This is a genomic window from Mesorhizobium sp. M7A.F.Ca.CA.004.04.2.1 (genome assembly GCF_004022825.1).
Taxonomy (GTDB): Bacteria; Pseudomonadota; Alphaproteobacteria; order Rhizobiales; family Rhizobiaceae; genus Mesorhizobium.
Genome location: NZ_RZPH01000062.1, coordinates 1 through 12,005 on the forward strand (window position 1 = coordinate 1; position 12,005 = coordinate 12,005).

16 protein-coding genes are annotated in these 12,005 nt (G+C 63.6%); 2 read left to right on the forward strand and 14 right to left on the reverse strand.

Translation table 11 applies throughout. The features are described 5' to 3' along the window. From EN893_RS04935 to EN893_RS04980, 10 genes are all read right to left on the reverse strand, one after another. Window positions 1–232, reverse strand: a 232-nt coding sequence (locus tag EN893_RS04935; RefSeq protein WP_206640084.1) for a hypothetical protein, incomplete at its 3' end; no start/stop codon positions are given. A 143-nt stretch (window positions 233–375) separates the two neighbouring features. After that, the gene (locus EN893_RS04940) at window positions 376–990 is read right to left on the reverse strand and encodes a LysE family translocator (protein ID WP_127267106.1); all 615 of its coding nucleotides are present in this window, start codon (window positions 988–990) and stop codon (window positions 376–378) included. Window positions 991–1,104: 114 nt separating this feature from the next. Continuing rightward, entirely contained in the window at window positions 1,105–2,556 is a 1,452-nt protein-coding gene (locus EN893_RS04945; protein WP_127267105.1) for an amidase, read from the reverse strand. A 1-nt stretch (window position 2,557) separates the two neighbouring features. Continuing rightward, window positions 2,558–3,463: a ribokinase gene (locus tag EN893_RS04950; protein ID WP_127267104.1), complete on the reverse strand. Its 906-nt coding sequence runs from the start codon at window positions 3,461–3,463 to the stop codon at window positions 2,558–2,560. 153 nt (window positions 3,464–3,616) lie between these two features. Then, on the reverse strand, window positions 3,617–4,099 hold the full coding sequence (locus EN893_RS04955) for a hypothetical protein (protein WP_127387361.1): 483 nt from the start codon (window positions 4,097–4,099) through the stop codon (window positions 3,617–3,619). Beyond that, entirely contained in the window at window positions 4,074–4,586 is a 513-nt protein-coding gene (locus EN893_RS04960) for a hypothetical protein (RefSeq protein WP_127267102.1), read from the reverse strand. Before EN893_RS04960 ends, EN893_RS04955 begins: the two co-directional genes overlap by 26 nt. Further along, window positions 4,553–4,945, reverse strand: coding sequence for a hypothetical protein (locus EN893_RS04965; RefSeq protein ID WP_127267101.1), 393 nt, complete (start codon window positions 4,943–4,945; stop codon window positions 4,553–4,555). The genes EN893_RS04960 and EN893_RS04965 overlap by 34 nt, the downstream gene beginning before the upstream one ends. Window positions 4,946–4,966: 21 nt before the next feature. Continuing rightward, window positions 4,967–5,437 (reverse strand): hypothetical protein, encoded by a 471-nt coding sequence (locus EN893_RS04970; protein ID WP_127267100.1) that lies wholly within the window; start codon window positions 5,435–5,437, stop codon window positions 4,967–4,969. Window positions 5,438–5,659: 222 nt separating this feature from the next. Then, window positions 5,660–6,535 (reverse strand): bifunctional helix-turn-helix domain-containing protein/methylated-DNA--[protein]-cysteine S-methyltransferase, encoded by an 876-nt coding sequence (locus tag EN893_RS04975; RefSeq protein ID WP_127267099.1) that lies wholly within the window; start codon window positions 6,533–6,535, stop codon window positions 5,660–5,662. 124 nt (window positions 6,536–6,659) lie between these two features. Next, window positions 6,660–7,154: a DUF2244 domain-containing protein gene (locus EN893_RS04980; RefSeq protein ID WP_127267098.1), complete on the reverse strand. Its 495-nt coding sequence runs from the start codon at window positions 7,152–7,154 to the stop codon at window positions 6,660–6,662. 22 nt (window positions 7,155–7,176) lie between these two features. On the opposite strand from EN893_RS04980, the gene nth reads away from it, so the two are divergent. Then, entirely contained in the window at window positions 7,177–8,001 is an 825-nt protein-coding gene (gene nth / locus EN893_RS04985) for an endonuclease III (protein WP_127267097.1), read from the forward strand. Window position 8,002: 1 nt separating this feature from the next. On the opposite strand, the gene EN893_RS04990 is transcribed toward nth, so the two are convergent. The 4 genes from EN893_RS04990 to EN893_RS05005 form a co-directional block, all read right to left on the reverse strand. Then, window positions 8,003–9,511, reverse strand: coding sequence for a tripartite tricarboxylate transporter permease (locus tag EN893_RS04990; protein ID WP_127271814.1), 1,509 nt, complete (start codon window positions 9,509–9,511; stop codon window positions 8,003–8,005). A 10-nt stretch (window positions 9,512–9,521) separates the two neighbouring features. Continuing rightward, a complete protein-coding gene (locus tag EN893_RS04995; RefSeq protein WP_127271254.1) occupies window positions 9,522–9,995 on the reverse strand; it encodes a tripartite tricarboxylate transporter TctB family protein in 474 nt (157 codons plus the stop codon). 75 nt (window positions 9,996–10,070) lie between these two features. Continuing rightward, window positions 10,071–11,048, reverse strand: a complete 978-nt coding sequence (locus tag EN893_RS05000) for a tripartite tricarboxylate transporter substrate-binding protein (protein ID WP_127271256.1) — start codon at window positions 11,046–11,048, stop codon at window positions 10,071–10,073. 135 nt (window positions 11,049–11,183) lie between these two features. Continuing rightward, window positions 11,184–11,639: a DUF2214 family protein gene (locus EN893_RS05005; RefSeq protein WP_127271258.1), complete on the reverse strand. Its 456-nt coding sequence runs from the start codon at window positions 11,637–11,639 to the stop codon at window positions 11,184–11,186. A gap of 202 nt (window positions 11,640–11,841) precedes the next feature. Between EN893_RS05005 and EN893_RS39000 the strand changes: the two genes are divergently transcribed. Continuing rightward, window positions 11,842–12,005, forward strand: a 164-nt coding sequence (locus EN893_RS39000; RefSeq protein WP_164900720.1) for a GNAT family N-acetyltransferase, incomplete at its 3' end; no start/stop codon positions are given.

The following is a 12,005-nucleotide window of genomic DNA, read 5'->3' on the forward strand; positions in this document are numbered from 1 at the left end:
GTTCAATGCTTATGCGCGAGCCGATCAGATGCAGGCGTTTGTCCTTGATGAGAACAGACGGACCGTTCTCGACAGAGACCAGATAGATGCCGACGCGGTCCCACTGGACACTTCTGACCATTGCGTCGACGGTGACGACCGACCGGATTGGGCTTGCCATATTCGTCCACTTGAGCGGATCAAGGACCAACACCGCCGCAAACAAAGCAACAATCAGGATCACGCCCAGCACGTGCCCTTTCACATCCGCAAAAGTCCACGACATCGACGTGAATCCCCCAACCGCCGATTCATGTGGTGGACAGAAGGCCGACTTTCAATCGGCCTCCCTGTTTCAGGAAATTGCTGTTAGAGTCCCGGCTTGTCGGCGCGCTGTTACTTTGCCTTTGAAAGCGCCAGCCACAGGCCGCCGCCGACCATGAAGCTGCCGCTGATCCTCGACAAAAGCTTGATGCGGCCGGCCGACAGCAGGCGCCCGGCGCGGCCGGCGGCCAGCGCATAGGTCGAATCCGAGAAGGCGGCGAAGATCATGGCGGTCAGGCCCATGATGGCGATCTGCAGCGAGTAGTTGCCTTGCGGCGAAATGAACTGCGGAAAGAAGGCGCCGAAGAAGATCAACGTCTTGGGGTTGCTGAGCGCCACCAGCAGGCCCTGCAGGAAGAAGCCGCCGCGCGGTTTCCTGGCCGTTCCATCGGCGTTCAGCGTGCCTTTGGAACGGAACATCTGCACACCCATCCAGATCAGATAGGCGGCGCCGATCAGCCGCACCCACTCGAACCAGTGGCCCATGCCCGAGATCAGTGTGTTGAGGCCGATGCCGACGATGGCGATCATCACGGCAAGCCCTGCCTGCGTGCCGGCGACATTGGCGAGACCGGCGCGGGAGCCATGGCGGATGCTGTTGGCGATGATCAGCGTGACCGTTGGGCCGGGCACCAGGATGATGACGATGCAAGCCAGGACATAGGCGGCGTAGAGTTCGAGCGACATGACTTTTCCCCAGGAATGCCGCCGATGCGGCGCGGCTTGAGGACAATCAATGCATAGCAGCGCAGCCGGTGCAAGCCGCTAACTAGCGCCCTGCGACACGCCAGTCCGCTCGGTTCAGGCGCCGGTCTGCCAAGGCAGCGTTGCCTCATAGGCCGCCGCCGCCTTCAGCACGGCGAGGTCGCCGCGCGGCCGGCCGATCAGTTGCATGCCCATCGGTCGGCCCCTATCGTCGAAGCCGACCGGCACGTTGGCCGCCGGGCAGCCGCCCAAGGTCGCGAAGGCGGAAACCTGCATCCAGCGGTGATAGCTGTCCATTGCGCGTCCGGCGACCTCACGCGGCCAATGCGTATCGACATCGAAGGGGAAGACCTGCGCGGTCGGCAGCGCGACGAGATCATAGCGGTCGAAGATCGACAACAGCGTGCGATGCCAGGATGTACGGGTCACGGAGGCGGCGCGGATCTGCGGCGCCGTCAGCCGCATGGCGTTCTCCACTTCCCAGATGGCTTCCGGCTTGAGCAGGCGGCGCTTCGCGGGATCGTCATAGTGGGTTTTGAGCGCGCAGCCGCTGCTGGCCTGGCGCAGCGTCACGAAGGCCTGCCACAGCGCTTCGAAATCGAAATCCGGCAGCAGGGGTTCGCTAGGGAAGGATGCATCCGCAAAGCGGCCAAGTGCCGCCTCGCACAGGCCGAGAATGCCTGTTTCAACCGGCAGATGACCGCCGAGGTCGCCGAGCCAGGCGATGCGGCCACCAGTTGCCGGTATTCCAAGCCCTTCGAGGAACGAGCCGGGTTTCTCGTAGGACAATGGCGCGCGCGGGTGGTAACCGGCCTGCACATCGAGCAGCAGGGCCATATCACGAACGTTGCAGCCCATCGGCCCGTCGACGCCCATCTGCGCATGGAAGACTTCGAAATCGGGTCCGCCGGGAACAAGTCCTTGCGACGGGCGGAAGCCAAAAACATTGTTCCAGGCGGCCGGGTTGCGCAGCGAGCCGCCGAAGTCGCTGCCATCGGCGACGGGCACCATGTTAAGCGCCAGGGCCACCGCCGCGCCGCCGCTCGAGCCGCCGGCGGTCAGGGCCGGATCGAACGCGTTCAACGTCGGCCCGAACACGGCGTTGTAGGTGTTGGAGCCAAGCCCGAATTCGGGGACGTTGGTCTTTCCGATGATGATGGCGCCGGCATTGCGGATGCGCTCGACAAAGAAATCGTCTTCCTGCGGCACGAAATCGGCGAAGATCGGCGAGCCGAAGGAGGTCCTGAGGCCCGTGGTCGAGGCGAGATCCTTGATGGCGATCGGCATGCCGAAAAGTGGACCCGCCGCTTCGGCTCGCGACAGGCTGGCATCGGCCGCATTGGCTTCGCGCAGGATATCGGCGCGATCGCGCAAGGAGACGATGGCGTTGACCAGCGGATTGACCGCCTCGATGCGATCGAGGAATGCCGCCACCACCTCGCGCACGGAAAGCTCTCTCTCCCGGATCGCGCCGGCGAGTTCGACAGCGGACAGGCGGCAGATGTCGCTTGCCGGCGGCACGGCATGTTTCGTTTGCGGACGCAGCATTTTAACGGGTTTCCTGCAGCGCCTGATCGACGTCTTTGGCGAGCGGGATCGCCGGTTGGGCGCCAGGCTTCAGGCAGGCCAGCGAACCGGCCGCGCCAGCGCGCGCCAGCGCCTGTTCGAGCGTGAGGCCCGACGACAGGCTGGCGGCGAAATAGCCGCAGAACGTATCGCCGGCGCCGACCGTGTCGACAGGGGTGATCTTGCGTGCCGGAACGGTGAGGAATTCGCTCGGCGTTGCCGCCATCACGCCGTCGCCGCCGAGCGTGACGACGACGGTGCGGCCGGTCTTTCCGGCAAAGTCGCGCATACGGGCCGCCCGGTCGCGGCCTTGCAGCGACAGCGCTTCGCCATAGAGGTCGAACTCGGTTTCGTTGGCGACGACATAGTCCGCCTTGCCGAGAAAGCCGGCTGCCTGCCCCTGGAAAGGCGCCGTGTTGAGCACGGTAATGGCGCCGGCCGCCCTTGCCTGGTCGAGGGCGGCATCGACGGTGGCCAGCGGAATCTCATTTTGCAGCAGCACGACGTCGCCTTTTTTCAGAAAGGCCTTGGAGAGATCGCCTGGCACCACGGAAGCGTTGGCGCCCGGCACCACGGCGATGATGTTCTCGCCGTCGTCGGCGACCATGATCAGTGCCGTGCCGGTCGAGGCATGAGTCTCGGCAACGCCGGACAGGTCGACCTTGCCGTCGCGCAGCAAGGCCAGTGCCTCGGCGGCGAAGCTGTCCCTGCCGACGGCGCCAACCATGCGCACCGAGGCGCCGGCGCGTGCGGCGGCCAGTGCCTGGTTGGCGCCCTTGCCCCCAGGTGCGGTGGTGAAGGCCGAGCCGCCCACCGTCTCGCCGGGACTCGGCAAGCGGTCGACCTTGGCGATAAGGTCGAGGTTGATCGAGCCGATGACGATAATCAAGCAGGGCCTCCTGGCAACGCAAATTCAAAATATCGGAGCGTCTTCGTGCGTCCGGGCGAACGCAGATCGTTCCGATTGCGTGGAAGCTAACCTGTAAGGCCGCGGCTTGCCAGACCACGCGCATGGTCCAGTCCGATTTGAGGTGTCGTGGCCTTATTCGCAGCGCACGGTGACCGTGCCCTGATAGTTGCCGGCGGGAAAGATACCGCTCGATTTGGTGGCGGTGAGGTCGACCTGCATCGCGTGGGTGCCGTTGGCAACCCTTTGCGGCACACTTCCGTTGACATCGACCCCCGAGCCATCGAGGCGGAAGACTGAAGCGAAGATCACGTTGGTGCCGCCGCCGCTCGGCGCGGAGGAGAATGCGGCAGGCGCCGGCGCCGAAACCGAATAGCAGTCAAGCAGGTTAAGTATCGAGCACAACAGGGAACTCGCCACCACGGTGGCGCTGGCGCTCGATCCGCCTGCCTGTTTGGAGCCCAGTATGCTGATGGCGGGATTGGCCTTCATCGTTCCGGACGCCCCGACCATGATGGTGCAGGTGCCGATGATCGCCGCCTGCGCCGGAAGGCAGGAACCGGCAAGTGCCGCCATCGCAAGCAGCGCGCGGCTACTGCTTCTTCTTTTTCTTGCCATCGCCATTTCCGGTCCTGATGCTCCAGCCTTCGTTGGCCCACCCCGGTGATGCGGCTGCGGGAGCGGTGGCGGCTACGCTGGCCGTCTGGCCGTCGGCGCCGAGGCCCATTTTGAGAAGTTTCAGCTCCAGATGCAGGCGCTCGACCTCAAGCTCATAGAGACGGCTGCAATCGACGCGCTTCGGCGTACGCCCGATCGGGATCACCACCCGGCCGTAAGTGGCGACATCATTGTCGGACTGGCTGTTGCCTCTGATAACGCCGAGATCGACATAGGCCCCGGAGCCGGAGACGGCGGAACGGCATGTGGTGCCGTCCGCGGCACGGACCTCGTCCTGACCCTGGGGCAAGGTGACACCGGGCAGGTTGAAGCCGCTCTCATTCTGGTTGAGGTTGTAGACGTCCTCGGCCCCGGCCGGCGAGGCACCCGCCCAAGCAGCCGCGAGCGCCAGTGTCAGGACTTGCGGCGCCCAAAGAACTTTCCGCATATCTGTGCCCTTATCTGCGTCTGTTGATTGGGAAAGGGGATGCTTTCGGTACAGATACGCACTTTACGCTCGGCCGCGCCGTCAAAGGGCACGACCACAAGGACAGAACGGGAAGCCTGGGAAGCCAGCTGGAAGACATTTGGAGAGATTCTGGCATCTACCGGCTGAAAATCCTGATCGTAGACGTGGATTTCGACCCGGATCTTCCGGTCGTAGGGATTGGCAGGGAAGATGCGGACCGCGAAGACGTCGGTGAAGCTGTTGATCTCGCCACGCATCGGCGACATCGATTGGGCCTTGGCGGCAATGGGTGTCAATCCGATGGCCAATGCCGTCGCCAGGATTCGAGCATGTTTCAACGACCCCTCCTTCGCCACGCGTCATTCGCAGCGCAGCGTTACCGTTGCCTGATAATTGCCGTTGGCGAAGCGATTGCTGCCGCCTTTGGTTCCAGCGAGGTGAACCGAGACGAGATCGGCGCCGGGGGTGGTGATGCTGGTTGCCGAGCCGGTCTCGACGATGGCATGCGCGCCGGTGGCGGAGTAGGTCGGCGTCCAGGTCGTCGACGTGCTGTCTGCCGATGGCACCGTCATGGTGGTGACCGGATCGACGCTGAGCGACACACCTCCGGTCGTCGTCAGTGTCACGGTCCCAGCCGAGCCGCCGCTGTTGTGGGAACTGAGGGACTGGAGATCGGGGCTGGCCGTCATCGTGCCGTTGGTGGCAACGACAAGCGTGCAGGTGGGCGCGATCGTGCCATTGAAGATGACATTCTGCGTCGCGGCCAACGCGGCCTCGTCGAGGCTGGCAACCAGCAGAGCTGCGGCGCAGGCGGCGCGAAACAATGTCATCGGGACCTCCTATCAAGCCGGATCGTCCGGATTAATATGAGGGCATCATCACTTTATCGTGGTTAATTTAGAGTTACCTAAAATAACGGCTCAAAATAACAACTGCAGGGGACCGGAGGTTGCCCTGGGTTGCAACGGCGGAAACCACAGTCTAAATCGCGCTTATACTTAAGAAGGCCGATATATCCATGTTTTCCTTCGCAATATCGAGGAAAATCGATATTACGATACCTGCCCGGCTTCCCAGCCCAGAATGGCGCGCTTGCGGGTCAGGCCCCAGTGATAGCCGGTGAGATCGCCTGATTTACCGATGGCGCGGTGACAAGGCACCACGAAAGAGAGCGGATTGGCCCCGTTGGCCGCACCGACAGCACGGCTGGCGGACGGTGCGCCGATGCTGGCCGCAATCGAGGAATAGGTGCGGGCCTTACCCATCGGGATCTTGAGCAGCGCCTCCCAGACGCGAACCTGGAAGTCGGTGCCGATCATGACGACATGCAGCGGCTGGTCGGGGCGCCACAGCGTCGGATCGAAGATACGGGCGGCATAGGGACCGGTAGCAGTCATGTCCTCGACATAGACGGCGTTCGGCCAGCGGCTGGACATGTCGGCGAAGGCGGCGCGTTCCTCGCCGGGGTCGCTGAAGGCGAGGCCGGCGAGCCCGCGCTCGGTGGCCATGATCAGGGCGGTGCCGAACGGCGAGGAATGGAAGCCGTAGCGGATGGTGAGCCCGGCGCCGCGTGTCTTGTAGTCGCCCGGCGACATCGCCTCATGGGTGACGAACAGGTCATGCAGCCGGCCCGGGCCGGACATGCCCAGTTCGAACGAGGTCTCGAGCAGCGGCATGCCGGAATCGAGCAGCCTGCGCGCATGGTCCAGCGTCACCGCCTGCAGGAAGGCTTTGGGCGACAGGCCGGCCCAGCGGGTGAAGAGTTTTTGCAGGCCGGTCGGCGTCTCGCCAACCTCCTCGGCCAGTTCTTCGAGGGAAGGCTGATCGCGATAGTCGAGACTGATCTTCTCGATGGCACGGCGCACGATTTCGTAGTCGCTGCCTTCAGGCGTGATGTCCTTTTTGAGGACTGCGGTGTGTGTGCTCATGGAACTGTCTCCTTGAGCCGGAATATCGCCCCTCGGGGCGTCGATCGCCACCCGAAACTTGCCTTCCTACGCCGCATACGTAGATGGACACGGGATTCGAGCCCAGGAGCCGCCCGTGGCTGGCTCAGCGTGCCTTGGCGGTCGCCAGCGCGCGCGAAAAGGCGGTGGCAAAGCTCTCGCGGGAATCGGGGTCCAGGAAGGATCCGATCGGCACGTTCTGCCCTTGGCCTTCCACCGTCATCCCTGTGATGCCGATCTCGGCGTGGCGGGCTACCGAAAACCGCGCCCAGAACGGATTGAAGCGATGCGCTTCCGATTTGCCGGAAGGTGCGGTCTTGCGGATGTCGAGGCTGGTGCGCGAGACCGAGACTTCCTCGCGGGCGCGAGCGGCCCGGTAGTTGATGCGAAAGGCGAGGTAGACGGCGGCCACGTCGAGGCCGAAGAAGCCGAACACCGGCCAGGCGCCGCGCGACAGGAAAAACGCGCCTGTCACCAGCCAGCCGAACAGCAGCGCGCCCATCAGGATGAAGAAGCCTGTCCGGCCCAGAGACCGGTGCGGGGTGAGTAGCGCCTGAAAGAATGGCTCGTCGGCCTGAAACGAGGCGTTTGTGTCGCTCATGAGGGGATATTATAGGAGGGAAATGGCAAGCCCCAAGTCCAAAGATTCTTCCCTGTCCAAAAAAGAGCTGTTGCCCGCACGACGCGATGGGTCGAACGTCAAGCCACGCCCGCGGCCGGTGCGGAGCTCGTCGCGCTACAGCCCGGCCGAAGTGCACGAGATATTCCGGCGCTTTTCCGTCCAGCGGCCCGAGCCGAAGGGCGAGCTCGAACATGTCAACGCCTTCACGCTGCTGGTCGCGGTGGTGCTGTCGGCGCAAGCGACGGATGCCGGCGTCAACAAGGCGACGCGGGCGCTGTTCAAGGCCGCCGATACGCCGCACAAGATGCTGGCGCTGGGGGAGGCAAGGGTCGGCGAATATATCCGCACCATCGGGCTGTGGCGCAACAAGGCGAAGAATGTGATTGCGCTGTCGCAGGCGCTGATCCGCGACCATGGCGGCGAGGTACCCGACAGTCGCGATGAATTGGTCAAGCTGCCCGGGGTCGGGCGCAAGACCGCCAATGTCGTGCTCAATATGGCCTTCGGCCAGCACACGATGGCGGTCGACACGCACATTCTCCGTATCGGCAACCGGCTCGGATTGGCGCCCGGCAAGACGCCGGAACAGGTCGAGCAAGGATTGTTGAAGATCATTCCGGACGAATATATGCGCCATGCACATCACTGGCTGATCCTGCATGGCCGCTACGTCTGCAAGGCGCGCAAGCCGGATTGCCCGGCCTGCGTCATCGCCGACATCTGCAAGGCCGAGGTCAAGACGACCGATGTGCCGGCACCGCTGGTGCCGATCGCACCGCTCGACCCTGTCGAAGAGATTCAGGACCGAAGCGGAACGACGGCGTAATTCAACTCTCCTCCACAAACACCTCTTCGCGCTTTTTCTTGACCGCCGGCAGGAAGACGATGACGAGCACGGCGAGCGCGATGAGCAGCAGGCCGGCGCTGATCGGTCTGGTCAAGAAGGTGCTCGGGTCGCCGCGCGAGAGGATCATGGCGCGGCGCAGGTTTTCCTCGAGCAGCGGGCCGAGCACGAAGCCGAGCAGCAGCGGCGCCGGTTCGCAGCGCAGCTTGGTCAGGAGATAGCCGAGGAAGCCGAAGAAGGCGACGGCGTAGAGGTCGTAGACGTTGCTGTTGACGCTGTAGACGCCGATCGAGCAGAACGCCATGATGATCGGGAAAAGCACGTAATAGGGGATCGTCAGCAGCTTCACCCAAAGCCCGATCAGTGGCAGGTTGAGGACGATCAGCATCAGATTGCCGATCCACATCGAGGCGATGATGCCCCAGAACAGCGCCGGCTGTTCGGTCGCGACATTGGGGCCGGGCACGATGCCCTGGATGATCATGGCGCCGATCATCAGCGCCATGACCGGGTTGGCTGGAATGCCGAGCGTCAGCATCGGGATGAAGGAGGTCTGCGCACCGGCATTGTTGGCCGATTCCGGTCCGGCGACGCCTTCGATGGCGCCCTTGCCGAACTCCTGCGGGTTTTTCGAGACGCGTTTTTCGACCGTGTAGGACGCAAAAGCTGCCAGGATCGCGCCGCCGCCCGGCAGGATGCCGAGCGCCGAACCGATGATCGTTCCGCGCACGATGGGCGCTGCCATGCGCCGAAAGTCCTCGCGGGTCGGCATAAGGCCGGTGACCTTGCGGATCATCACGGAGCGCTCATCCTCGTTTTCGAGGTTGCGCAGGATCTCGGCGACGCCAAAGACGCCGACCGCCACCGCAACGAAATTCAACCCGTCGGCATATTCCCGGATTCCAAGCGTGAAGCGCGGCGTGCCGGTGTAGATGTCGGTGCCGACAATGCCGAGCAGAAGGCCGAGCACGACCATGGCCAGCGCCTTGACGATAGAGCCGTGGGCGAGTGCGACGGACGAAACCAAGCCGACGATCATCAGCGAAAAATACTCGGCCGCGCCGAATTTCAGCGCGATCGCCGTCAGCGGCGGGGCAAAGATGGCGACGAGGAACGTCGACACCGTGCCGGCAAAGAACGAGCCGATGGCCGCGATCGCGAGGGCCGCTCCGGCGCGGCCGTTCCTGGCCATCTGGTAGCCGTCGATCGCGGTGACGGCGGACGAGGATTCGCCCGGCATGTTGATGAGAATGGCGGTGGTCGAGCCGCCATATTGCGCACCGTAATAGATGCCGGCGAGCATGATGAGGGAGGAGACCGGATCGCCGATCTGGAAGGTGATGGGCAGAAGCATGGCGATGGTCGCGGTGGCGCCGATGCCGGGCAGGACGCCGATCAGCGTGCCGAGAAGGACGCCGATCAGGCAGAAACCGAGGTTGGTCAACGACGTCGCCGTCGAAAAGCCGAGCGCGAGGTTGTCGAGGAGATCCATGCTCATCGCCTCACGATGCCGACCCTGGGGCCAGCCACGGGCCGAAGCGGCGGAACGGCAGGCCGAGCGCGTAGCTGAAGACGAGGAAGGCAAACAACGTCAGACCGGCCGACAGCACGAGCGCGGTCAATGGCTTCATGCGGCGGCTGGCAAACGACGCGATCAGCGCCGTCAGGAAGATCGACGGGATGAATCCGAGGCCGCGCACTGTCAGGCCGAAGAAGATCGGAGCAGGCAGGATGAGCAGCATGCCGCGCCACGCAATGTGCCCGATCGCTTCGCCCTCGACGCGTACGGCCTGGACGAGAATGACCGCGCCAAGCAGGATCAGCACGATCGCCAGGACCAGCGGAAAATAGCCTGGCCCCATGCGCAAGGCGGTGCCGATTTCGAGACCGAGCGATTGCAGCGCGAACCATGCGCCGAAACCGATGAACAGGGCGGCGCACAGGCCGTTGGCCCTGTCGATCGCGAAAGGTTTCATGATGGTTCTCCAAGCCCGCACTGGGGTAGCGATGCCGAGCGGAATAGGGGCGCTGGTGGCGCCCCTATTCAAACCTCAGTCGGCGTACTGGCCGGCGGCTTCGATGATCGGCTTCCAGCGCGCGATCTCGCTTTCCAGCTTGGCCTTCAGTGCGGCGGGCGTGGCATCGGCCTCGAGCGACGGCTTGGTGCCGAGTTCGGCGAAGCGGGCGGCGACGTTCTGGTCCTTCAGCGCGACCTGCAGCGATTTCGACAGGCGTTCGGTGATCTCGGCCGGCGTGCCCTTGGGTGCATAGAGACCATGCCAGATGCCGACCTGCACATCGGGAAGGCCGCCTTCCACCGCCGTCGGCACGTCCTTCAGCACATCGAGGCGTTCCGGCGAGGTGACGGCATAGGCCTTGATGGTGCCGCCCTGGATCTGCTTGGTGGTGTTGGTCGTCTGGTCGCACATGATGTCGACCTGGCCGCCGAGGAGATCGGTCATGGCCGGGCCGGTGCCCTTGTAGGGCACGGTGACCAGCGGCGTCTTGATGGCGCTCATGAACAGCATGCCGCATAGATGCGAGGCCGCACCGATGCCGGCATTGGCGACGGTTATGGAATCCTTGTTGGCCTTGGCGTACTCCACCAGCCCCTTGAGGTCGGTGGGCTCCAGGTCCTTGCGGCCGACGATGGTCATCGGCACCTCGGTGACGAGGCCGACATATTCGAAGGCGTTCAGCGTGTCGTAGGCGAGCTTTCTGTACAGCGTCGCACTTGTCGCCATGCCGATATGATGGAGCAGCAGCGTATAACCGTCCGGCTCGGCGTTGGCGACGCGGCCGGCACCCAGCGTGCCGCCGGCGCCGCCGACATTTTCGACGATGACCTGCTGGCCGAGATCCTTCGACATCGCTTCGGCGACGAGGCGCGTGACCGTGTCGGTCGGGCCGCCGGCTGCAAACGGCACCACAACGGTGATGGTGCGTTCAGGATAGGTCTGCGCGCCGGCAGTGAACCCATAAAGCGCGACGGCCGCAGCAGCAGCCAGAGTGGTGACAAATCTTCTCATCGTGATCTCCTCCCAATACGTAAATCTCCAACCGCTGCGCGGGGTCCTCTCAACACCCTGCAGATGGAGCAACAACTAGCGCAAATTAACAGATTGCAACCGGACTCAAACGGCAAACTGCTGATGGGCGCCATCCTAATAGCCGTAGCCACGCGCCATCGCCGCGGCGAAGACCGGGATGAGCAGGAAGATGAAAGCTTCGGCGCGGATGTAGGTCTTCACGGACGCAAGCTCGGCCGCCGGCACCTGAAACGAGGCATTGCCGCTCGCCTGCCTGCTCCAGGATATGAAGCGGACGGTCGGGATGATCGACAGCAGGCCGACCACGACGAACGCCGCTATCTTGGCCCAGAACACCCAATTGTGGACGTAGAATTCCCAGCCCTTGAGGCCATAGAAGACGCGGCCGATGCCGACGACGATGATCAGCGTGGCAATGATGCCGTAATGGCGGTCGATGCCGGCGAGCCTCTTGAGCGTTGCAGCGCCCAGATCGCCGCGGATCAGGACGAATTCGGCGCCGATGATTCCCGCCAGCGAAAACACCAGCAGATGATGGAAGATCGCAAGCACAAGATCGGTGGTGTCCATGCTCTTTCCCTGGGGTTTGACGGCACCGCCCAGCGCCTGAAAAAAGGTCGCGCTGGCAGGTGTTGAATCAGCCTGCCGTGAAAAATAGCACCGTCGCGCAAAATTCCCATAGCGGTGGCTGGATGATGGGCCGTGTTGCCCTGGCCCCTTGCGCAGCACCGGCGATTTGCTAAGCGCTGACGATCCGTGCGAGGCAGATCCCATGAACAAACCACAAGCGACCAGCGCTCCTGTCATCGAAACGAAGCGAACCATCCTGCGGGCACACCGGCTGGACGATTTCGACACCTATGCCGCGATGTGGACGGATCCCGTCGTCACCCGCTTCATCGGCGGCAAACCGCGCACGCGCGAAGAAAGCTGGAT

Excerpts from the sequence above, each read along its gene's own strand:
- EN893_RS04940 (WP_127267106.1), bottom strand. The coding sequence starts at position 990 with ATGTCGCTCGAACTCTACGCCGCCTATGTCCTGGCTTGCATCGTCATC.
- EN893_RS04945 (WP_127267105.1), bottom strand. The coding sequence starts at position 2,556 with ATGCTGCGTCCGCAAACGAAACATGCCGTGCCGCCGGCAAGCGACATC.
- EN893_RS04955 (WP_127387361.1), bottom strand. The coding sequence starts at position 4,099 with ATGGCAAGAAAAAGAAGAAGCAGTAGCCGCGCGCTGCTTGCGATGGCG.
- EN893_RS04960 (WP_127267102.1), bottom strand. The coding sequence starts at position 4,586 with ATGCGGAAAGTTCTTTGGGCGCCGCAAGTCCTGACACTGGCGCTCGCG.
- EN893_RS04970 (WP_127267100.1), bottom strand. The coding sequence starts at position 5,437 with ATGACATTGTTTCGCGCCGCCTGCGCCGCAGCTCTGCTGGTTGCCAGC.
- EN893_RS04975 (WP_127267099.1), bottom strand. The coding sequence starts at position 6,535 with ATGAGCACACACACCGCAGTCCTCAAAAAGGACATCACGCCTGAAGGC.
- EN893_RS04980 (WP_127267098.1), bottom strand. The coding sequence starts at position 7,154 with ATGAGCGACACAAACGCCTCGTTTCAGGCCGACGAGCCATTCTTTCAG.
- nth (WP_127267097.1), top strand. The coding sequence starts at position 7,177 with ATGGCAAGCCCCAAGTCCAAAGATTCTTCCCTGTCCAAAAAAGAGCTG.
- EN893_RS04990 (WP_127271814.1), bottom strand. The coding sequence starts at position 9,511 with ATGGATCTCCTCGACAACCTCGCGCTCGGCTTTTCGACGGCGACGTCG.
- EN893_RS04995 (WP_127271254.1), bottom strand. The coding sequence starts at position 9,995 with ATGAAACCTTTCGCGATCGACAGGGCCAACGGCCTGTGCGCCGCCCTG.
- EN893_RS05000 (WP_127271256.1), bottom strand. The coding sequence starts at position 11,048 with ATGAGAAGATTTGTCACCACTCTGGCTGCTGCTGCGGCCGTCGCGCTT.
- EN893_RS05005 (WP_127271258.1), bottom strand. The coding sequence starts at position 11,639 with ATGGACACCACCGATCTTGTGCTTGCGATCTTCCATCATCTGCTGGTG.